Annotated in this window: 19 protein-coding genes; 9 read left to right on the plus strand and 10 right to left on the minus strand. The window is 72.5% G+C overall.

Translation table 11 applies throughout. The annotated features are described in order from the left end of the window. Positions 1–25: 25 nt before the first annotated feature. From MRBLMI1_RS14160 to MRBLMI1_RS14175, 4 genes are all read right to left on the minus strand, one after another. Complete coding sequence (locus MRBLMI1_RS14160; RefSeq protein ID WP_367733907.1) at positions 26–1,159, minus strand: hypothetical protein; 1,134 nt, start codon at positions 1,157–1,159, stop codon at positions 26–28. Beyond that, positions 1,152–1,844: an HAD hydrolase-like protein gene (locus MRBLMI1_RS14165; RefSeq protein ID WP_367733909.1), complete on the minus strand. Its 693-nt coding sequence runs from the start codon at positions 1,842–1,844 to the stop codon at positions 1,152–1,154. The genes MRBLMI1_RS14160 and MRBLMI1_RS14165 overlap by 8 nt, the downstream gene beginning before the upstream one ends. A 63-nt stretch (positions 1,845–1,907) precedes the next feature. Next, entirely contained in the window at positions 1,908–2,603 is a 696-nt protein-coding gene (gene nucS / locus MRBLMI1_RS14170; RefSeq protein WP_367733911.1) for an endonuclease NucS, read from the minus strand. Positions 2,604–2,612: 9 nt separating this feature from the next. Then, positions 2,613–3,854, minus strand: a complete 1,242-nt coding sequence (locus MRBLMI1_RS14175; protein ID WP_367733912.1) for an MFS transporter — start codon at positions 3,852–3,854, stop codon at positions 2,613–2,615. 77 nt (positions 3,855–3,931) lie between these two features. On the opposite strand from MRBLMI1_RS14175, the gene MRBLMI1_RS14180 reads away from it, so the two are divergent. From MRBLMI1_RS14180 to mnhG, 7 genes are all read left to right on the plus strand, one after another. Next, positions 3,932–4,981: a LacI family DNA-binding transcriptional regulator gene (locus tag MRBLMI1_RS14180; protein ID WP_367733913.1), complete on the plus strand. Its 1,050-nt coding sequence runs from the start codon at positions 3,932–3,934 to the stop codon at positions 4,979–4,981. Between the two features lie 94 nt (positions 4,982–5,075). Continuing rightward, positions 5,076–8,003: a Na+/H+ antiporter subunit A gene (locus MRBLMI1_RS14185; RefSeq protein WP_367733914.1), complete on the plus strand. Its 2,928-nt coding sequence runs from the start codon at positions 5,076–5,078 to the stop codon at positions 8,001–8,003. Beyond that, positions 8,000–8,632 (plus strand): Na(+)/H(+) antiporter subunit C, encoded by a 633-nt coding sequence (locus tag MRBLMI1_RS14190; RefSeq protein ID WP_367733915.1) that lies wholly within the window; start codon positions 8,000–8,002, stop codon positions 8,630–8,632. Before MRBLMI1_RS14185 ends, MRBLMI1_RS14190 begins: the two co-directional genes overlap by 4 nt. After that, positions 8,629–10,182 (plus strand): Na+/H+ antiporter subunit D, encoded by a 1,554-nt coding sequence (locus tag MRBLMI1_RS14195; protein ID WP_367733916.1) that lies wholly within the window; start codon positions 8,629–8,631, stop codon positions 10,180–10,182. Before MRBLMI1_RS14190 ends, MRBLMI1_RS14195 begins: the two co-directional genes overlap by 4 nt. After that, positions 10,179–10,793, plus strand: coding sequence for a Na+/H+ antiporter subunit E (locus tag MRBLMI1_RS14200; protein ID WP_367733917.1), 615 nt, complete (start codon positions 10,179–10,181; stop codon positions 10,791–10,793). The genes MRBLMI1_RS14195 and MRBLMI1_RS14200 overlap by 4 nt, the downstream gene beginning before the upstream one ends. Further along, positions 10,790–11,056: a monovalent cation/H+ antiporter complex subunit F gene (locus MRBLMI1_RS14205; protein ID WP_367733918.1), complete on the plus strand. Its 267-nt coding sequence runs from the start codon at positions 10,790–10,792 to the stop codon at positions 11,054–11,056. Before MRBLMI1_RS14200 ends, MRBLMI1_RS14205 begins: the two co-directional genes overlap by 4 nt. A gap of 5 nt (positions 11,057–11,061) precedes the next feature. Then, complete coding sequence (gene mnhG, locus MRBLMI1_RS14210; protein WP_387055265.1) at positions 11,062–11,436, plus strand: monovalent cation/H(+) antiporter subunit G; 375 nt, start codon at positions 11,062–11,064, stop codon at positions 11,434–11,436. A 206-nt stretch (positions 11,437–11,642) separates the two neighbouring features. On the opposite strand, the gene MRBLMI1_RS14215 is transcribed toward mnhG, so the two are convergent. From MRBLMI1_RS14215 to MRBLMI1_RS14225, 3 genes are all read right to left on the minus strand, one after another. Further along, entirely contained in the window at positions 11,643–12,185 is a 543-nt protein-coding gene (locus tag MRBLMI1_RS14215; protein WP_367733920.1) for an SRPBCC family protein, read from the minus strand. A gap of 118 nt (positions 12,186–12,303) precedes the next feature. Beyond that, positions 12,304–13,011, minus strand: a complete 708-nt coding sequence (locus MRBLMI1_RS14220) for an ABC transporter ATP-binding protein (RefSeq protein WP_367733921.1) — start codon at positions 13,009–13,011, stop codon at positions 12,304–12,306. Between the two features lie 29 nt (positions 13,012–13,040). Beyond that, a complete protein-coding gene (locus tag MRBLMI1_RS14225) occupies positions 13,041–14,510 on the minus strand; it encodes an ABC transporter permease (RefSeq protein WP_367733922.1) in 1,470 nt (489 codons plus the stop codon). A 133-nt stretch (positions 14,511–14,643) separates the two neighbouring features. Here MRBLMI1_RS14225 and MRBLMI1_RS14230 point away from each other — a divergent pair, with 133 nt between their 5' ends. Together MRBLMI1_RS14230 and MRBLMI1_RS14235 are read left to right on the plus strand one after the other, a co-directional pair. Further along, the gene (locus MRBLMI1_RS14230) at positions 14,644–15,366 is read left to right on the plus strand and encodes a response regulator transcription factor (protein WP_367733926.1); all 723 of its coding nucleotides are present in this window, start codon (positions 14,644–14,646) and stop codon (positions 15,364–15,366) included. After that, on the plus strand, positions 15,363–16,805 hold the full coding sequence (locus tag MRBLMI1_RS14235) for a sensor histidine kinase (protein WP_367733927.1): 1,443 nt from the start codon (positions 15,363–15,365) through the stop codon (positions 16,803–16,805). The genes MRBLMI1_RS14230 and MRBLMI1_RS14235 overlap by 4 nt, the downstream gene beginning before the upstream one ends. 105 nt (positions 16,806–16,910) lie before the next feature. Here MRBLMI1_RS14235 and MRBLMI1_RS14240 read toward each other — a convergent pair whose 3' ends face one another. Genes MRBLMI1_RS14240 through MRBLMI1_RS14250 form a run of 3 tightly spaced genes read right to left on the minus strand, consistent with a single transcriptional unit; the run spans position 16,911 to position 20,058 of the window. Further along, positions 16,911–18,848 (minus strand): YhgE/Pip family protein, encoded by a 1,938-nt coding sequence (locus tag MRBLMI1_RS14240; protein ID WP_367733928.1) that lies wholly within the window; start codon positions 18,846–18,848, stop codon positions 16,911–16,913. Further along, positions 18,845–19,456 carry a hypothetical protein gene (locus MRBLMI1_RS14245; protein WP_367734215.1) on the minus strand — a complete coding sequence of 204 codons (612 nt, stop codon included), beginning with the start codon at positions 19,454–19,456 and terminating at the stop codon, positions 18,845–18,847. Before MRBLMI1_RS14245 ends, MRBLMI1_RS14240 begins: the two co-directional genes overlap by 4 nt. Next, positions 19,456–20,058 carry a TetR/AcrR family transcriptional regulator gene (locus MRBLMI1_RS14250; RefSeq protein WP_367733929.1) on the minus strand — a complete coding sequence of 201 codons (603 nt, stop codon included), beginning with the start codon at positions 20,056–20,058 and terminating at the stop codon, positions 19,456–19,458. Before MRBLMI1_RS14250 ends, MRBLMI1_RS14245 begins: the two co-directional genes overlap by 1 nt. Between the last annotated feature and the right edge of the window lie 132 nt (positions 20,059–20,190).

Genomic DNA, 20,190 nt, shown 5'->3' on the forward strand with positions numbered 1-20,190 from the left:
CGCGCGTCCCGCGTCCCGACGCCCGTCAGGACGCGGATGCCTCGAGTGCGTCGCTCCACGCCGCCCGAGCGGCCACGAGCGCGCTGACCGGGTCGGTGGCCGCTCGCGCCGCGGCCAGCTCCCGCCGCGCCTGCTGTCGGCGGAGCCGCGCGTCCAGCGGTCCGCCGTCCGCGGCGGTCTCTGCGGCCGTCAGCGCGGTCCGCGCGCACGCGAGCGTCCCCGGGAGAGCCGCACGCGCCGCCTCGATGCGCTGACGCGTCGTCAGGGAGCCGAGGGGCGCGGCATCCATCCGTTCCCGAGCGCGCGCGACGGCCGCGATCGCCGCTCGCGGACGGCGTGTGGCGGTCTCCGCCGCGCGATCCACGGCGCCGGCCGCGTCGGCGAGGTCAGGACGGCCGGTCAACTCGACGCGGACGGTCGCGATCTCCCGCTCGACGTTCTCGGCCGCTTGCAGCGCCGAGCGGTGCATCTCCTCGATGCCGCGCAGCGACCGCGCGAGGACGCGGGTGGCCCGCGTCGCCCGGTGCGGGCTGTCCGCCTCCCCGGCGGCGAGGGCGTCGTCCGCCGCGGCGCGGGCGTCTGCGGCCTGACGTGCCGCGGACTCGGCGTCGGCGATGTCCTCGACGTCGAACCGGCGTCGCAGCGCCTCCTGCAGCGGGGCGGGATCGCCGGTGGCGGCGAGCGTCTCGTCCAGGCGCGCCCGGGCGGCGGCGAGGCGGTCGGCGAGGGGTCGGTGCGCGTCGGCCCAGGAGTCGAGGTCCGCGCGGGTCCGCTCGACCCGCGCCACGGCGTCGCTCAGGCGCCCGCGGATGCGGACGGCATCCGCGCGCACCTCCGCGGGGATGCGGTTGGGGGCCCGGAGCGCCGCGACCTCCGTGTATCCGCGATCGCGCGTCCGAGCGGCGGCGGCGCGGGCGCGACGGAGCTCGTCCGGACCATCGATGAGGGCACCGGATGCCTCGACGGCGATGTCCAGGTCGTCGACGGCGTCGTCGAGGCGCAGCAGCGCGGTCTCGGCCTCGCGGCGGGCCGCACGGGCGGCCTCCCGCGCGCGCGGCGACCGCCGGGAGAGGCGGACGACGAGGATCGTCAGGGCGGCGGCGAAGAGGACCGCGACGAGGCCGATGCCGAGGGGCACCAGCCAGGGGAGCTCAGCCACCGACGGAGACGTCGTCGGACACGAGCAGCACCGCGCGCAACTCGTCGGCGGTGTCGACCGCGGCGACGGACCCGTCCGCCTCGTGCGGCCAGCTGAATCCCCAGCGGACGAAGACGACGGGGACGCCCGCGATGGCGCCGCCCTCGACGTCGTGATGGCGGTCGCCGATGAGGACGGGGCGGGAGACGTCGTGGCCGGCGGCATCCAGACGCCGGAGGGCCTCCTTGACGATGTCCGACTTCGCGCTCAACGTCCGCTCGTCGGGAGTGGCGCCCACTATGGCCTCGAGCACCGGAGCGAGTCCGAAGTGCTCCATGAGGGCCACGACCTGCACCTCGGGCTTGGAGCTGGCGGTGGACTGCGGCACGCCGGCGGCGTGCAGGTCGCGCACGATCTCGCCCACCCCGGGGTAGAGCTGTGCGCTGACCGTGTAGCCCTCCTTCTTGTTGAGGCCGCGGTAGAACGCGACGGCCTCGGTGGCCTCCTCTGGCGTCATCCCGACGTTCTCCTGGAACGACTCGAACATCGGCGGGCCGATCCAGCGCGACAGCTCGTCGCGGCGCGGCGCGGTACGCCCGAAGTGCTCGAGGGTGATCGTCAACCGACGGAGGATGCCCTCCGACGCGTCGACGAGGGTGCCGTCCACGTCCCAGAGGACGCACGACCAGGGGGAGCGCTCAGCCATGGACCCCACGCTACCCGCCGCCGCGTCCGGCCCGCCGCGCGGGGCGCCGTCCGCCGGGGCGCGTCAGAAGAGGCGGGGGGCGCCCGAGTCGACGCCCTTCATCTCGTCGTAATCGAGGGTGAGGCACCGGATGCCGCGATCGGTGGCGAGCACCCGCGCCTGCGGCTTGATCTCCTGCGCCGCGAAGACCCCGCTGACGGGGGCGAGCAGGGGGTCGCGGTTCAGCAGCTCGAGGTAACGGGTGAGCTGCTCGACGCCGTCGATGTCGCCGCGGCGCTTGACCTCGATCGCCACCGTGCCGCCGTTGTCGTCGCGCAGGAGCAGGTCGACGGGCCCGATCGCAGTCGGGTACTCGCGGCGGACCAGCGTCAGACCGTCGCCGACCACCGACACCTGCTCCGCGAGCAAGCGCTGCAGGTCGGCCTCGACGCCGTCCTTGATGAGACCCGGGTCGACGCCCAGTTCATGCGACGTGTCGTGGATGACCTCGTGGATGCGGACCAGCAGCGCGTCGCCGCTCTTCGCGTGCGTGACGCGCCAGCGCTCGACGACGCCGTCCTCGATGTCGGTCGCGTCGGGCTGCTCGACGGTGAGCGCGCACGGCGGGCTCATCCAGTTGAGCGGCTTGTAGGAGCCGCCGTCGGAGTGCACGAGCAGCGAACCGTCGCCCTTGTGCACCAGCAGCCGGGTGGCCAGGGGCAGGTGGGCGTTGAGGCGGCCCGTGTAATCCAGGGAGCAGCGGGCGATGACGAGGCGCACCCGACGAGCCTAATCGCGACGGACGGGCTGGGCCGTCGTCGGCTTCTCGACGGGGAGGGGTCGCGCGGCGCCGGAGAAGAGACCGGATGCCACGATCAGCACGACCACGATGAGCAGCGTCGGCAGCAGGCCGATGTGGTCGCCGATCCAGCCGAGCACGGGCGGGCCGCAGAGGAACGCGACGTAGCCGATCGTGGCGGCGGCGGCCACGCGCGAGGCGGCCTTGGCCGGGTCGTCGGCGGCGGCCGACATGCCGATGGGGAAGCCGAGCGAGGCGCCCAGGCCCCAGAGGGCGGCACCGACGAAGACGAGCGGACCGAACGGCGCGAGGATGAACAGCAGCAGGCCGCCCGCGGCGGTGGCGGCGAGGACCCGGAGGACGACGACCCGGCCGAAGCGGTCCACGACCGGTCCGCCCAGGATGCGGCCGACCGTCATCGCGACGGAGAAGACGGCGAGCACGGCGGGGCCCGCCTCCTCCGGGGCCCCGTGTCCGAAGACGACGGCCGAGGGCAGCCAGTCGTTCGCGCTCCCCTCCGCGAACGCCATGCCGAGCATGATGACGCCGAGCGTGTAGGTGCGGGGCTCGCGCCAGGCGGCCAGCGACGCGTGCAGCCGCTCGCGCCAGTGCGCGCGCTCGACCGGGGAGGCGGCATCCATCGTCCCCTCCCGCACCGGGACGTTCGCGACGGCGACCAGGGCGACGGCGAGGATGACCAGTCCGATGGCCGTGCAGTGCGCGAGGACGGAGATCTGCAGGCTCACCGCGACGAACCCGAGGCCGGCGCCGATGACCGTGCCGAAGCTGAAGAAGGCGTGCAGCAGCGGCATGATCGTGCGGCCGGTGGTCTTCTCGAGTGCGGCTCCCTCGACGTTCATCATCACGTCGACCGCGCCGTTGCCGAAGCCGAAGACGGCCAGTCCGATGAGGGCGACGCCGAAGAGCTGGACGACGTCCGACCCGATGCCGACGACGATCACCCCGACGCCGACGAGGACGAGTGCGGCGAGCATGCCGCGACGCACGCCGATCCGCGCTATCACGGCGGGCGCGATGGAGAGACCGGTGATGGATGCCACCCCCATGCCGAGCAGCAGCAGTCCGACGCCCGAGTTCTCGATGCCGAGGGACCCGCGGATGGCGGGCACGCGCGACGCCCAGGTGGCGATGCTCAGACCGCTGGCGAGGAAGATCGCGCAGATGGCGACGTGCCAGCGGATGAGCTGGGAGCGCGTCAGGGTGGTGTCCATGCGGCCATGGTACCGAATCGTTTCGGCGTCGATCGAATCGATTCGTTCCGCGGCGTGCCGCGGGGTACCCTCGGGGGGTGAGCACCCGCCGAGCGACCATCTCGGACGTGGCCCGCGAGGCCGGCGTCTCGTTGTCGACCGCCTCGGTGGTGTTCAGCGGCAAGACACCGACGTCCGAGGCCACCCGCACCCGAGTGCTCGCCGCGGCCCAGGCGCTCGGCTACACCGGGCCGGACCCCCGTGCCGCCTCGCTCCGCCGGGGACGCTCCGGCATCGTCGGCGTCGTCTTCGACCAGCACCTCGGGACGGCCTTCCTCGACCCGGTCACGACGCACATGATGGACGGCCTCGCCGACGGCGTGTCCCGCCTCGGCGCCGCCCTGCTCCTGCTGCGCGACGACGGTGAGACCGTCAGCGAGCCCTCCCTCCACACCGCGCCGATCGACGCGGCGGTGCTGATCGGCTGCAGCCCGCGGATGCGCGACTCCCTCGCGGTCGTGCGGGCCCGCGGCATCCCGGTCGTCGTCGTCGAAGGGGATGCCGGGGAGGGGATCCCGCGGGTCCTGCTGGACAACCGCGAGGCCCAGCGCGAGGCCGCCCGCCACATCGCCGAGCTCGGCCACCGCGACGTCGCCCTGGTCACGCTCCCCGCCGACGCCGAACGCCGCCGGGGCTGGATCGCCGACGATGCGGAGGTCCGGGTCGACGTGACGGCCGACCGGCTCGCGGGAGCGCGCGACGTCTTCCCCGACGCCCGCGCGCTCGCCGCGGCGACGAGCTCGATCGACGAGGGCGCCATCGCGGGCCGCACGCTCTTCGCCGACCCGGAGCGGCGTCCCACCGCGGTCATCGCGCAGAGCGACCTCCTCGCGGCCGGCGTCATCCGCGCGGCCGAGGAGGCGGGCCTCGAGGTCCCCCGGGACGTCAGCGTCACCGGCTTCGACGGGGTCGTGGTGGACGGCCTCGCCCCGCACGTGCTGACGACGCTGGTCCAGCCGGCGACGGCGAAGGGGCGTGCCGCGGGTGATGCGGTCGCCGCCATGCTCGAGGACGGCGAGCCCTCCGGTCTCGACCTCGTCTGCACGTTCCGGGCCGGGACGACGAGCGCCCCGCCCTCTACCACGTGAGATCCGGCGTCATGGGCGACGGATGCCTCCCGTAGAATAGAACGACACCCCGAGAGCCCGGGCATCCGCCCGTCGACCCCGAGGAGGCCCCACCTTGCTGGCGTTCCTCGGCGCGTTCGCGCTCGTCCCCCTCCTCCTGCCGATCCTCGTCGCGAAGATCGGTGCTCGCGCCTTCTACGTCGCCGCGATCCTGCCCCTGCTCGCGTTCGCCCACGCCATCGTCCTGGCACCGGCGGTCTTCGGCGGGTCGATTCCGTTCGAGGAATACGAGTGGATTCCGGCGATCGGCGTCTCGCTCTCGATGCGGATGGACGTCCTCGGGTGGCTGCTGACCCTGGTGGTCACCGGCGTCGGCGCCCTGGTCATGCTCTACTGCCGCTGGTACTTCCGCGGCAAGACGAACGGGGTCGGGCAGTTCTCGGCCGTCCTGCTCGCCTTCGCGGGGGCGATGTACGGGCTCGTACTGACCGACGACCTCGTGGTCCTCGTGATGCTGTGGGAGGCCACGAGCGTCCTCTCCTATCTACTCATCGGCTACTACCACGCGCGTGCCGCCAGTCGCCGTGCCGCCCTGCAGGCTCTCCTGGTGACGACCCTCGGCGGGCTCGTCATGCTGATCGGCGTCGTGCTGCTCGTCGTGCAGGCGGGGACCTCGAGCATCTCCGCAGTCCTCGCGGACCCGCCGACCGGCGCGGTCGTCGACATCGCGGTGCTGCTGCTGCTCGTCGGCGCGCTGAGCAAGTCGGCCATCTTCCCCTTCCACTTCTGGCTCCCCGGCGCGATGGCGGCTCCGACCCCGGTCAGCGCCTACCTCCACGCCGCAGCCATGGTGAAGGCGGGCATCTACCTCGTCGCGCGACTGTCGCCGGCGTTCGCCGACACGCCGTTCTGGCGACCCGTGCTCATCTCGCTCGGCGTCTTCACTATGCTGCTCGGCGGGTTCCAGGCGCTGCGCGAGCGCGACCTCAAGCGCATCCTCGCGTTCGGCACGGTGAGCCAGCTCGGATTCCTGACCGTGATGCTCGGGTACGGGACCCGGGATGCCGCCCTCGCCGGCGTCGCCCTCCTCCTCAGCCACGCGCTGTTCAAGTCGTGCCTGTTCCTCGTCGTCGGCGTCATCGACCGTCAGCTGTCCACGCGCGACATCGGCGAGCTCTCCGGCCTCGGCCGCCAGGCGCCCGTCATGGCGACGGCGTCCTTCATCGCGATCGCCTCGATGGCCGGTGTCATCCCCACCCTCGGATTCGTGGCGAAGGAGACGGCGCTGACCGCGCTCTGGCACGAGGCGACGGCGGGGTCCGCCTGGGGTCTCGTCGCCCTCTTCGGCATCGTGGCGGGCTCGGCGCTCACCGCCGCCTACGGCATCCGCTTCCTCTGGGGCGCCTACTGGACCAAGCGCGGGGTCGAGCGGACGGACTGGCCGGACCCGCCGATCGGCTTCCTCGCCTCGCCGGTGCTGCTCGCCGCGGCATCCCTCGCCCTCGGCTTCCTCGCGCCGATCGTCGACGGGTGGCTCACCCCCTACGCCGACGGCCTGCCCGCCGCGACGGCCGGGGTGCCCGAGCCGGAGTACCCGTACCACCTGGCTCTCTGGCACGGACTCGAGCCCGCGCTGTTCATCTCCCTCGGCACGCTCGCCCTCGGCGCGCTCGTCTTCTGGATCGTCCGACGCACGCAGCTGCACCGTCGCCGCCGCGTGCTGCCGTTCACGGCCAACGACGCGTACAACGCGGTCCTGCGCGCCATCGACCACTCCTCGGAATGGACGACCGCGCGATTCCAGCGTGGTTCGCTGCCGTTCTATGTCGGGACGATCTTCATCGTCCTCGTCGTCGCCGAGGGGACGGCGCTGCTCGCCTCCCGCGAGTGGCGCGCGCAGCTGGACGCCTGGCAGTCGCCGACGCAGCTGCTCGCCGCTCCCGTGATGATCGCCGCCGGCATCCTCGCGGTCCGGGCGCGCAAGCGCTTCACGGGCGTCGTGCTCGTCTCGGTCACCGGACTCGGCATGGTCGCCCTCTTCGGGACGAGCGGCGCCCCCGATCTCGCGCTCACGCAGGTGCTCATCGAGACGGTCACCCTCGTCGTGTTCGCGCTCGTCCTGCGCCGTCTGCCCGCGCGGATGGGGGAGCACAACGCCTCCGTCAACCCGATCGCGCGCGCGGCCCTCGGTGTCGGCGTGGGCGCGACCATGGCCCTCGTGGCGATCGTCGCGACCGGCGCGCGACAGGAGCTCCCGATCTCGCTCGAATGGCCGCCGCTCGCCTATGAGATCGGCCACGGACGGAACGTGGTCAACGTCGCGCTCGTCGACCTGCGCGGGTGGGACACGATGGGCGAGCTGTCGGTCCTCATCCTGGCCGCGACCGGAGTGGCATCCCTCGTCTTCATCACCGACCGCAGCGACAACCTCGCCCGCCGTTCGGGAACCGCCCGGAGCGTGGTGGGACTCGCGCGCCGCCGCCCCCTGATCGAGACCGACAGCGGGGTGCGGGCACCGCGCGAAGGCGAGTCCGACGCCCCCCGGGCCTGGCTGGTGTCGGGCTCGAAAGTGCAGCCGGAGAACCGCTCGATCCTCCTCGAGATGATCATCCGGGTGCTTTTCCACTCGATCATGGTCGTGTCGCTCTACCTGCTCTTCGCCGGCCACAACCTCCCCGGCGGCGGCTTCGCGGGCGGTCTCGTCGCGGGCATGGCCCTCGTCATGCGCTACATCGCGGGCGGGCGCTGGGAGCTCGGCGCCGCCGCGCCCACGGATGCCGGACGCCTCCTGGGTGCCGGCATGTCCATCGCCGTCCTCTGCGCCATCGTGCCGATCTTCTTCGGCTACGCCCCGCTGCAGAGCTTCACCTTCGAAGGGGAGCTGCCGCTCATCGGTCATTGGGAGTTCGTCACCAGCACCATCTTCGACGTCGGGGTGTACCTCGTCGTGATCGGGCTCGTGCTCGACGTGCTCCGCAGCCTGGGCGCCGAGGTCGACCGGCAGTCGCAGCTGCCCGAGGATGCGGAGATGGCCGCCCTATGAGCATCTCCCTGGTCCTCGTCATCGTGATGGGCGTGCTGTTCGCCTGCGGCGTCTACGCCATGCTCGAGCGCAGCCTCACGCGCGTGCTCATCGGCTTCCTGCTGCTCGGCAACGCCGCCAACCTCCTGCTTCTCATCGTCATGGGTCGACCGGGAATCGCCCCCTTCTACGACGGAGGGGAGACGGATGCCGCGGAGATGTCCGACGCACTGCCGCAGGCGCTGACGCTCACGGCCATCGTCATCACGTTCGGCATCTCGGCGTTCCTGCTCGCGCTGATCTACCGCTCCTGGCAGCTGGGCCAGGCCGACACCGTCGTCGACGACGCCGAGGACGTCGCCCTGCGCGAGCGCACGGCCGGCGAGCCCGAGGACGCCATGGACGAGGAGTCCCGTTCCGACGACGAGGACGTGACGACCGACTTCGTCGGGGACGTCGCCTCGCCCATCCGCGTGCTCCACCAGGGCGACCTGTCGTCGCTGGTCGACGACGCACCCGTCGACCGCGTGGCCGTGCGCCGCGACGGCCCGGGCGTCCGCCGCGGCTCGGACGGGACGGCATCCACCCCTCCTGAGACCGACGACGGCGCCGGGTCCGCGGACGGACGAGAGGACGGTGACCGCTCATGAGCGCGCTCGTGCCCCTGCTCGTCGGCATCCCGCTGCTCGGCGCGGCCATCAACCTCATCTTCGGCCGGCGCAAGAAGACGCAGATCGTCGTGTCGGTCGCGTCGCTGTCCGCGGTGCTCGTGCTGGGCGCCGTCCTGCTGGTAACCGTCGATACGAGCGGGCCCATCGCGGTCGCACTCGCGGGATGGGACATCCCGCTCGGCATCGTGCTGTACGTCGACGTGCTCGCGGCGCTGCTGGTGGTCGTGACCGCCGTGGTCCTGCTGGCGGTCCTCCTCTTCTCCATCGGGCAGGGCGCCGCCGACAACGACGAGGACACCCCGGTCTCGATCTTCTATCCGGCGTACCTCATCCTCGGCGCGGGCATCTTCAACGCCTTCATCGCGGGCGACCTGTTCAACCTGTACGTCGGGTTCGAGATCCTGCTCGTCGCGTCGTACGTGCTGATCACCCTCGGCAGCACCGAGCAGCGCATCCGCGCCGGCGTCGTGTACATCGTCGTGTCGCTGGTGTCGTCGATCCTGTTCCTCGCCGCGATCGCGATGGTCTACGGCGCACTCGGCACCGTCAACATGGTGCAGATCTCCGAGCGCATGGCGCAGCTGCCGCAGGACACGCAGACGATCCTGCACCTCATGCTGCTGCTCGCCTTCGCCATCAAGGCGGCCGTCTTCCCGCTGTCGTTCTGGCTGCCGGACTCGTACCCGACCGCTCCGGCGCCGGTGACCGCCGTCTTCGCCGGCCTGCTCACCAAGGTCGGCGTCTACGCCATTATCCGCACGGAGACGCAGCTGTTCGTCTCGAACGACCTGAACTTCCTGCTGATGATGGTCGCGCTGGCGACGATGGTCGTCGGGATCCTCGGAGCGGTGGCCCAGGCCGAGCTCAAACGGATCCTGTCGTTCACCCTCGTCAGCCACATCGGCTACATGATCTTCGGCCTGGCCATCAACACGCCGCTCGCGGTCGGGGCGACGATCTACTACATCGTCCACCACATCATCGTGCAGACGACGCTGTTCCTGGCGGTCGGCCTCATCGAACGCCGGGCGGGGAGCACCTCGATCCTCAAGGTGAAGGGCCTCATGCGGGGCGCGCCGCTGCTGGCGGTGCTGTACTTCATCCCGGCGATCAACCTCGGCGGTCTGCCGCCGTTCTCCGGCTTCATCGGCAAGTACGCGCTCTTCGACGCGGCGGCCCAGATCGGGACGCCGGTGATGATGGTGCTCATCGTCGGCGGCGTCGTGACCTCCATCCTCACGCTGTACGCGCTCATGCGGGCCTGGAACCTGTCGTTCTGGCGCGAGCAGGAGGACTCGCCCGAGACCGTCGAGCGCATCGCCTACCTCGGCAACGCCCCGGCGGCCGGCATCTCGACCGAGAAGCGCACGATCCCGCGCATCATGACGCTCGCCACGGCCGGCATGGTCACGGTGACGATCGCGCTGACGGTGTTCGCCGGGCCGCTCCTCGACGCATGCCTGCGCGCGGGCGAGCGCATCGCCGAGGGCGTCACCCTCGTGCAGCTGCAGGACGAGGGGGCCGAATGAGCCCGTCGCGCCGGTCCCAGATGTCGCTGTTCCTGCACCAGCTGCCGTTCCTCGTGTGGCTCATCGCCCTGTGGATGCTCCTGTGGGGGCAGTTCACTTGGCTCGCGTTCCTCACCGGTCTCGTGGCCGCGATCTTCGTGACGCGCGTCTTCCGCCTGCCGCCCGTCGAGCTGTCGGGGCGGGTCAACTTCTGGTACGGGCTGATCTTCGTGGTCACGTTCCTCGGGGCGGTCGTCCGCGGCTCGCTCATCGTCGCGCTGCAGGTGCTCGACTTCCGCCGGCAGCCCGGAGCGGCGATCATCGCCGTGCCCCTGCGGGTGAACGACGACGTCATCATGGCGCACACGGCCGTCACGGCATCCCTCATCCCGGGGTCCCTCATCGTCGACGTGGACCGCGAGGCCCGCACCCTCTACCTGCACACGATCGGGGTGCGCTCCGCGGAGGACGCCGACCACCAGCGGCGGATCGTGCTCGGCTGGGAGGCCCGCATCACCCGTGCCGTCGGGTCGAGGGAGCAGTTGGCGACCCTCCGTGCCGACATCGCCGCGGCCGACGCCGACGCCCACCACGCGGCGCAGTCCCCTCGCGACGGACGGACGCTCCTATGACCGCGCTCACCATCGTCATCCTCGTCGTCTTCGCCGTCGCCGCGGTGCTGGCGCTCATCCGCATGGTCCTCGGACCGTCGATCCTGGACCGCGCCGTCGCCGCCGACGTGCTGCTCACCGAGGTGCTCTGCATCCTCGGGGCGGACATGGTCATCAACCACCACACCCGGTCGCTGCCGGCGATGCTCATCATCGCCGCCGTGGGCGTCTTCGGCTCGATCGCCGTCGCCCGGTTCGTCGCCCGGAAGGAGAACCCGAGATGACCGGACTGGATGCCGTGTTCGACACGATCGCCCTCGTCCTGGTGCTGATCGGCGCTCTTCTCTGCCTGACCGCGACGCTCGGTCTTCTGCGGTGGCGCGACGTGCCCACCCGCCTGCACGCGGCGACCAAGCCGCAGGTGCTCGGGGTGCTGCTCATCGTCGTCGCCGTGGTGCTCTCGCTCCGCACGTGGGAGGCGCTCGCCTTCGGCATCCCGGTGATCCTCATCCAGTTCGCGACGGCGCCGCTCGCCGCGCACATGGTCGGACGGGCCGCGTATCGCAACCGCACGACCGACGAGGGATCCCTCTACGTGGACGAGCTGCAGCACCGCACGGAGGAGGGCGGCTCGATCGGGCCGGAGTCCCGTCCCGAGCGCTGACCCTGCGGGTCGTTCCCGCCGCGGTGAGCCACGGCGAAGGGCTTCGGCGGTGAGGTGGCGCAGATGTACGCCGGACCCCGCGCTTTGCGTACATACGGGGCAAGTCACGGCTAAGGGCTTCGGCGCTGAGGTGGCGCAGATGTACGCCGGACCCCGCACCTCGCGTACATGTGGGGCAAGTCACGGCGGGAAAACCCGCCCGCGGGTCAGAGTCCGGTGCTGCGGACGTCCTCGAGCGCCTCGGGCGACGGCGTCCCGCCCACGGGCTCCGGCACCTCCGGCCGCTGCACCAGTTCGCCGGCGGCGCGCTCGGCGGCCCGACCTTCGGCGAGGAACGCCAGGCGGTTCAGGCATTCGTGGTTGCGGAGACGCAGCAGCGGCGCCCACAGCTGGCGGGGGAGCCGCGCGGCGACACCGGACACCGGCTCCTCGACCATCGTCACCGCTGCACCGACGTCATGCGGCCGGACGTCGATGCGGATGACACCACGGCCCAGGACGCTCGCGCTCGGGCGGAGACGGAGCCGCTGCGGCGGCGCCCACTCGACGACCTCGGTCTCGTCGTGCAGCATGATCGGCCAGACTCCGAGGGAGTGATGGATCTGCGTCCCGACCCAGGGGAAACCGGGGTCGACGTCCCGCATGCGCGTGGCCCCCACCACCCACACCGGGTAGAGCCAGCCGTCTGAGAGGACGGCGAAGACATCGTCGGGCGTGCACTGCATCAGCCGGGTGTTGCGGGCGGCCATCGGGTCTCCTCGCGGTCGTTGTGGACCGACTGTAGCGCCCCATTTCGCGGGGGGGCCGGGACTTGACGCGCGGGCGCGGGGGACGGCAGCGAACGCCCGTCCCCCGCGCTTCGCGAGGTCACGCGTGCGTGATGTCGGCGACGACGCCCTTCGCCAGACGGAGGCGGCGACGGGCGCGACGGGCGACGGCGGAATCGTGGGTGACGACGACGAGCGTCAGCCCCTCGGCGTTGAGCGTCTCGAGCACGTCGAGGATCTCGTCGCGCATCCGCTCGTCGAGGTTGCCGGTGGGCTCGTCCGCCAGCAGGACCCGCGGCCGCTTGGCGACCGCGCGGGCGATCGCGACGCGCTGCTGCTGACCGCCGGACAGCTCGCCGGGCCGGTGATCGGCGCGATCGGCCAGGCCGACCCGCGCGAGCGACTCAGTGACGCGCCGGGCGCGCTCGTCCCGATCGAGTCCGAGCGGCTCGAGGCCCATGTCGACGTTCTCGGCCGCGGTGAGCGTGGGGATGAGGTTGAAGCCCTGGAACACGAAACCGATCTGCTCGGCGCGCACGCGTCCCAGCTCGCGGTTGCCGGCGCGGGCGATGTCGAGCTCGCCCAGCATGACGGATCCGGTGCTGGGACGGTCGAGCGCGCCGAGCATCTGCAGCAGCGTCGACTTGCCGCCGCCGGTGGGGCCCTGGATGGTGACGAAGTCGCCCGCGGCGATCTCCAGGTCGACGCCGGCCAGGGCCTGGACGGTGCGGTCGCGCTGGCGGTAGGTGCGGGTGACCCCCTGAAGGCGGTACGCGGTGGCGGTGAGAGTGGGGGCGGTGAGGGTCATGATGTCTCCTTCGAGGACGAGGGGGCCGCTCACGCGACCGAGCGGAGGGCGGCGGCGGGGCTGAGACGGGCGGCGCGCCATCCGCCGAAGGCGCCGGCGAGCACGCCGCCGAGGACGGCGATGCCGACCGCGGCGAGGACGACGACGGGGGTCACCGGGGCGCTGAGGACGATGTCGGTCGCCTGGGCCGCCGCCTGGCCGAAGCCGCCGGGAGCGCCGCCGCCGGGACCGCCCATGCCCTCCGGTCCGCCGGTGGTCTCGGCGGCCACGGACACCGTGGGGGAGATGACGTTGACGAGCAGGATGCCGCCGAGCCCGAGGATCAGGCCGGCCACGCCGCCGAGCAGCCCCTGCGCCAGGGACTCACCGGCCACCTGCCGGACGATGCGGCCGTTCGACCAGCCGATCGCCTTGAGCGTCCCGAACTCGCGGGTGCGGCGGGCGACGCCGGAGATGGTGAAGAGGACCGCGAGGGCGAGCGCCACGACCAGGACGACGATCGACAGCCAGGTGCCGAGGTTCGTGATGAGCGACGACGCGCTGGACAGCGAGCCGGACACGGTCGACGCCAGCTCGGACTGCGAGCTCACGGTGGCGTCCGGAAGGGCGGTCGAGATCTCGCTCTGGACCGCGTCGATGGCGTCCGCCGAGGCGGCCTGCACGTACACGGTCGACACCACATCACCCACGCCCGCGAGGGTCTGCGCGACATCGAGGGGAAGGTAGACGTTCGCCGCGGTGTCCGCGTCGGCGGAGGCGGAGGAGACGATCCCGACGATCTCCATCGCCGTGCCGCCCACGTCGACCGTGCCGCCGACGGTGAGTCCGGCGCTCGCCGCGTAGGTGGCGTCCACCACCGCGACGTCCGCGCCGGCGTCGCTCGCCGCGAGGGCCCGGCCCTCGGAGACGGTCACGGACGAGAGCGGACCGATGGATGCCGCCGGGTCGACCCCGAGCACGCTGAACGAGTCGACGCCGAAGGCGCTGCCGCCGTCACCGCCGGGGCCGCCGGCGGGGGGCTGGCCCATTCCCTGCCCCTCCGGGGCGGTGCCCTCGGTGCCCGTGTCCGTACTGCGCTCGGGGATCTGTCCCGAGAAGGTCGTGTTGGTCAGGGCGAGGGCTCCCGTGGCGCCGGACACGCCGTCCAGACCGGTGACGGTCGAGACGGTGGCGGCATCCAGGGTCCCCCGCATCATGTCGGTCATGAGGCGCGACTGGCTGAGGGTCGTCGTGCCGTCGCTGGTCGCCCCGTCCTCGGCGCCGAAGTCGAAGCGGGGTCCGCCCCCGCCCTCTCCCGGCTGCGTCTGCGCGCCGGTGACGGTCAGGTCGGTGCCGACGCCGTAGACCGTCGACAGCGCCTGCGTCTGCGCGTCCCGCACGCCCGCCGACAGCGCGTTCACGACGATCACGAGCGCGATGGCGATCGCCAGCCCGACCGCGACGATGACCGTCTGCTTGGTGCGGCCGGCGAGTTCGCGCCGCAGGTAGGTGCCGTACATGGTTCTCCTTCCGGACGCGGAGTGCGGCCGTCAGGGAGACGGTAGGAACGGGACCCTCACCGCTCCCTCACCGTTTCTATGAAGCACTTATGCCGCGTGGCGCGGCGGCGAGACAGCGTGCATGCTGGCATCCATGTCCTCACGCCCCCTGCCGCTCACCCGCCCCGACGGGTCGCCCATCCGCGCCGTCGTCGTCGATGACGAGGCGAACCTCAGCGAGCTGCTGCGCATGGCGCTGCAGAACGAGGGGTGGGACACGCGCACCGCGGCGAACGGCCAGGAGGCGCTGAACGTGATCCGTGAGTTCGGGCCGGATCTGCTCGTCCTCGACATCATGATGCCGGGCCTGGACGGGATGGAGCTGCTCCGTCGGGTCCGCGCGGCGGGGAACGACGCGCCCGTGCTGTTCCTCACGGCCAAGGACGCCGTGGAGGACCGCATCGCCGGGATCTCGGCCGGAGCCGACGACTACGTGACGAAGCCGTTCAACCTCGAGGAGGTCGTGGTGCGCCTGCGCGGGATGGCCCGCCGCCACGTCGCCGCCGCCGCCGAGGCGGAGACGCGGCTGCGGGTGGGCGATCTCACCCTCGACGAGGAGTCCTACGAGGTGGAGCGGGGCGGCGTCCCGATCAAGCTCACCGCCAAGGAGTTCGAGCTCCTGCGGTACCTGATGCAGAACCCGCGGCGGGTGCTGAGCAAGGCGCAGATCCTCGACCAGGTGTGGAGCTACGACTTCGGCGGCACCGGCAGCGTCGTCGAGATCTACGTGTCGTACCTGCGGAAGAAGATCGACACGCTCGGCGAGCCCCTCATCCACACGGTGCGCGGCGTCGGCTACACGATCAAGGCCTCATGAGCCGGCGCCGGTGGACCCTCCGGCGCACGCTCGTCGTCGGGACCAGCGCCCTCGTCGCGCTGGCCTTCGTGGTGATGAGTCTTGCGACGATCTTCTCGCTGCGGTCGTTCGTGCTCGACCGCCTCGACCAGCAGGTGACCGAAGGGCTCTCGTTCGTCGCCGGTCGCGGATCGGGCGAGCCGCCCTCCGACGCCGGACGGCCTCCCGGGATGGATGCCGGCGACCCGGCGCCCCGGATCGGGTCTCTGCAAGCGGTGGTCGATGCCGACGGGAGCGTCCGCATGTCGGGCTACACCCGCTCGGACGGCACCCAGGTCGACCTGAGCGAGACCCAGCTCGCGCAGCTGGAGGCGGCGGTTCCGGCGGACGGCACCGTCGAGACCGTGGACCTCGGCGGCGATCTGGGCTCGTTCCGCGTGGCCGCGGCCGACCGCGACGGCACCACGGTCTACGCGGGGACGTCGCAGGCCGACGTCACGGCGACGACGACCGCGCTCACCGTCATCCTCGTCGCGGTCTCGGCGGTGACGCTGCTGATCGCGGTCGTCGGGCTGTCGTGGCTCGTGCGGCGCAGCCTCCGGCCGCTCGACCGCGTGGCGGAGGTCGCCCAACGGGTGTCGACGCTCTCGCTCGCGGAGGGGGCCGTCGACATCCCCGACCGGGTCGCCCCGGCCGATACCGACGGCGACACCGAGGTGGGACGCGTGGGGGCGTCGCTGAACGACCTGCTCGGTCACGTCCAGGCCTCCCTCGAGGCGCGGCAGCACAGCGAGGACCAGCTGCGCCGCTTCATCGCGGACGCCAGTCACGAGCTCCGCACGCCGCTCGCCAGCGTGCGCGGCTATGCGCAGCTCTCCCTCGGCGAGGGCGCCCCGATGACGCCGACGCAGGCCCGCTCGCTCGATCGCATCGAGTCGGAGGCCCGGCGCATGGCATCCCTCGTCGAGGACCTCCTCCTGCTCGCCCGCCTGGATGCCGGTCAGCCGTTGCGCCACGACGAGGTGGAGCTGACGCTGCTCGCGATCGACGCCGTGAGCGACGCGCAGGCAGCCGACGCGACCCACGACTGGCGCCTCGACATGACGGACGACCTCATCGCCGTGACGGGGGACGAGAACCGCCTGCGTCAGGTCGTCGCGAACCTGCTGCGCAACGCGCAGACGCACACGCCGCCGGGCACGGTGGTCACGCTGTCGCTCGCGCGGGAGGGCGGGGAGGCCGTGCTGCGCGTCGCGGACACGGGGCCCGGCATCGACCCGGCGCTCGCGGCGCGGCTGTTCGACCGTTTCGCCCGCGGCGACGACGCCCGCAACCGCGACGCCGGCAGCACCGGACTCGGCCTGTCGATCGCCCGGGCCATCACCGAGGCGCACGGCGGACGCATCGCCGTCGACAGCGTCCCCGGCCGGACGGTCTTCGAGGTGCGGCTGCCCGCCTGACCCCCGCGCCGCGGCGGCTGACCCCGCGCCGCGGCGGCTGACCCGCGCCGCGGCGGCGAACCCGCGCCGGGGCGGCTGGACCGCGCCCCGCCCCGCCCGCCGCCGTCAGCCGATGAGGCTCGGCTGCAGGTCCCGCAGCGTGCGGTGGTGCGTCATCCGGGTGACCCCGATCGCGGCGACGAGGACGCCGCCCACCATCCACGCACCGAGCACCAGCAGGTCCGGTGCGACACGCGAGACGTCGCCCCCGTACATGACCTGCCGCATGGCATCCACGACGTATCCCATCGGCAGCACGTGATGAAGGGCCGCGAGCGGGCCGGGAAGGGTCTGCCAAGGGAACGTGCCGCCGGCGGTGACGAGCTGCAACACCATGAGCACGAGACCCAGGAACTGCCCGACCGATCCGAGCCAGACGTTCAGTGCCAGGACGATCGCGGCGTACGTCGCCGAGGCGAACAGCAGGATGCCGAGCGCGGCCCACGGATTGGCGAACGAGAACTGCAGTGCGACGGCGAGCACCGTGAACAGCCCGACCATCTGCAGGGCGCCGAGCCCCGCGGGCGTCAGCCATCCGGCGAGGGTGACGCGCACGGGGGAGCGCAGGGCGGTCACCGCCCGCTTGGACACGGGCTTCACGATGAGGAAGAGCGCATAGATGCCGATCCAGCCGGCCAGCGCCGCGAAGAACGGGGCCAGTCCGGCGCCGTAGTTCTGCGCCTTCGTGACGGCGCTCGTGCCGACCGCGACCGGGTCGGAGATGGCGTCGGCCTGCGCCTGCCGCGTGGCGTCGTCGGAGTCCGGGATCTGCGCGACCCCCGCGGCGAGGCCGTCGCGGAGCTGCACGGCGCCCGCGGAGAGCTGTCCGATCCCGTCGTCGAGAGCGGCCGCGCCGTCGCGCAGCCGCGCGGAGCCGTCGCGGAGCCGAGCGGCCCCGGATGCCGCGGAGGCGGCGCCGGCGGCGAGGCTCGCGGCCCCGTCGTCGGCGGAGGCCGCCCCCGTGGCGAGGGCGGCGCTGCCGGAGGCGACCTGACGTGCGCCGGCATCCAGCTGGTCGATCTGCCCCACCGTGTCCTGCACGCGCGTGTTGGCGGCGGTCAGACGGTCGCCCACCGGGCCGAGTCGGGCGAGGATCTCGTCGACACGGGCCTGATCGAGGCCGGCGTCCGTCAGGGCGGCGGCGATGTCGGCCCGTGCCTGAGGGAGCTGGGCGGCGGCGTCGCCGGCGACGGTCCCGACTTGCTGTGCCGCGGCGTCGATCCTGTCCACGCCGGCGGCGACCTGCTGCGCTCCGTCCGCCACCCGGGCGGACCCGTCGCGCAGCTGCGACGTCCCCTCGTGCAGCCGCGCGGCGCCGTCCGCCAGCTGGGCGGTTCCGTCCGCCAGCTGCGCCGAGCCGTCCGCGAGGGTCGTCGATCCGTCGACGAGCTGTGCGGACCCGTCCGCCGCGGTCGCGAGTCCGTCGACGAGCCGGGTCGCGCCGTCCGTGGCATCCACGAGGTTCACCCGGATGGTGTGGAGGGCGTCGAGCAGGGTCAGTCCCGCCTCGTCGATGACCTTCTGCGCGACGGAGGACTGGATGCGGGCGACGGCCTGCGTCCCGATCGTCGAGGCGAGGTAGTTGTTCGCGTCGTTGGTGCGCAGCTCGATGTCGGCCTGCCGCGGGGCGTCGGTCGCGAGCGAGGCGACGGCGTCGGTGAAGTCGGCGGGGAGCGTGACGACGAAGTCGAAGTCGCCGGCCGACAGTCCCGCGTCGGCCGCGTCGGACGACACCCGGTGCCACTCGAAGGTGCCGTCGTCGAGCAGTTGTGTGGCGGCCTCGTCGCCGAGGTTGCGGTCCTGACCGTTCACCTCGCCGCCGTCGTCGTCGACCACGAGGGCGACCGGGACGCTCGACAGGTTGCCGTACGGGTCCTGGTTGGCCCAGAGGTACAGGCCGCCGTAGAGGATCGGGACGGCGAGCAGCGCCACGAGGGCGATCACGGACATGCGGGTCGCGGTCAGGCGACGCAGCTCCGCCGCGATCATCTGCGGGATCCTCACCGGTCCACCTCCGCGAGCTCGAGCGCGTCGACGGCCGTGCGGGACGCCTGACCGGCGATGACGAGCACGGCGTACCCGCGGTCGGCGAACTCCCGCGCGATGCGCCACCAGGCGTCGGGCTGTCCGCCGTGACGGTCGGGGGCGACCAGGACGAGCCCCTCGACGCCCTTCCGCAGGACGGCGAGCTCCAGCAGAAGACGGACCCGGGCGGCGGGGTCGACGTTGCCCACGGGCAGCGTCCCGATCCCGGCCAGACCGATCTCCTCCAGCCAACGTGCGGCGGCGAACGGCGTGGGAGCTCGGCCGGCGAACATGAGCTCCTCGGCGACGACCCCCGTGACGGAGACGTTCGGCTCCGGCTCCGAGACCACCGGTGCGTCGACGAGTGCGACGCGCCGGCGGATCGCCGCGGCATCCGTCCGTCCGTCGATCGTGACCGTCCCGCTGTCGACCTTCATGCGACCGGATGCCACGAGCCCGAGCACCGTGGGACGTTGCTCCGTCTCGGCGACGACCAGGGTCGCGCGACCGGTCTCGACGGAGGCGGTGGTCTCGGGGAGGGCGCGCTGCGCGCGGCCCTTGGCCACCGCGTCGAGGACGATCCGCATCACGCCTCCAGGTCCGGGTTCTGGGCGAGCAGCGCGCGCGCCTCGGTCCACGACAGTCCGGCGATGCCCAGCACCGCGCACACCGCGAGGGAGCGCGCCGTGGGCGAGCCGGCGTCGACGCGGGCGACGACGGTGCGGCCGGTCTCCTCGAGCAGCCGGGCGAGCGTGGGAGCGGGGACGTCCGTGCGGAGCTCACCGGCCTCCTGGCCGCGTCGCACGATCTCGTCGATGCGGCGGCGCAGCGGCGCGAGGGCGGCGGAGGTCTCGGCGAGGTGGGCGTCGTCGAGGGCGAGCGCGGCGGCGGCCTGCACGTGGGCGGCTTCGCGCCAGAGCTCGGATGCCAGGCGGGCGAGCGCCACGCGGGAGTCGCGGTCGTCGACGGTCTCGGCGATGGCGTTGAAGCGGACGGCTCCGGCGGCGATGACCTCGCGCACGATCGCGTTGCGGTCGTCGAAGTGGCCGTACAGGGCGCGGCGGGAGAGGCCGGCGCGACGGGCGATCGTGTCGATCGAGGCGCGCGGGTCGTGCCCGATGGCCGCGGTGGCGGCGGTCAGGATGCCGGCGCGGTTCTCGACGGCGTCGCGGCGGGAGGAGGTGGTCACGGAGGTCCAGTGTACGCCGAAAGTGCACAGGGGTGTGCAACTTCCGGTTGGGGCTCGTCCTGGCGTCCCGTCCCCAGGACAGGAAGGTGCTCCGAGACATGCCGTTCCGCCGACGATCCGCCTGTTCCCGAA

The organism is Microbacterium sp. LMI1-1-1.1 (assembly GCF_040815675.1).
GTDB lineage: Bacteria > Actinomycetota > Actinomycetes > Actinomycetales > Microbacteriaceae > Microbacterium.

Bases quoted from the DNA above. Each gene is read 5' to 3' on its own strand.
- MRBLMI1_RS14165 (WP_367733909.1), bottom strand. From the start codon at position 1,844: ATGGCTGAGCGCTCCCCCTGGTCGTGCGTCCTCTGGGACGTGGACGGC.
- MRBLMI1_RS14175 (WP_367733912.1), bottom strand. From the start codon at position 3,854: ATGGACACCACCCTGACGCGCTCCCAGCTCATCCGCTGGCACGTCGCC.
- MRBLMI1_RS14190 (WP_367733915.1), top strand. From the start codon at position 8,000: ATGAGCATCTCCCTGGTCCTCGTCATCGTGATGGGCGTGCTGTTCGCC.
- MRBLMI1_RS14195 (WP_367733916.1), top strand. From the start codon at position 8,629: ATGAGCGCGCTCGTGCCCCTGCTCGTCGGCATCCCGCTGCTCGGCGCG.
- MRBLMI1_RS14200 (WP_367733917.1), top strand. From the start codon at position 10,179: ATGAGCCCGTCGCGCCGGTCCCAGATGTCGCTGTTCCTGCACCAGCTG.
- MRBLMI1_RS14205 (WP_367733918.1), top strand. From the start codon at position 10,790: ATGACCGCGCTCACCATCGTCATCCTCGTCGTCTTCGCCGTCGCCGCG.
- MRBLMI1_RS14215 (WP_367733920.1), bottom strand. From the start codon at position 12,185: ATGGCCGCCCGCAACACCCGGCTGATGCAGTGCACGCCCGACGATGTC.
- MRBLMI1_RS14220 (WP_367733921.1), bottom strand. From the start codon at position 13,011: ATGACCCTCACCGCCCCCACTCTCACCGCCACCGCGTACCGCCTTCAG.
- MRBLMI1_RS14225 (WP_367733922.1), bottom strand. From the start codon at position 14,510: ATGTACGGCACCTACCTGCGGCGCGAACTCGCCGGCCGCACCAAGCAG.
- MRBLMI1_RS14230 (WP_367733926.1), top strand. From the start codon at position 14,644: ATGTCCTCACGCCCCCTGCCGCTCACCCGCCCCGACGGGTCGCCCATC.
- MRBLMI1_RS14235 (WP_367733927.1), top strand. From the start codon at position 15,363: ATGAGCCGGCGCCGGTGGACCCTCCGGCGCACGCTCGTCGTCGGGACC.
- MRBLMI1_RS14245 (WP_367734215.1), bottom strand. From the start codon at position 19,456: ATGCGGATCGTCCTCGACGCGGTGGCCAAGGGCCGCGCGCAGCGCGCC.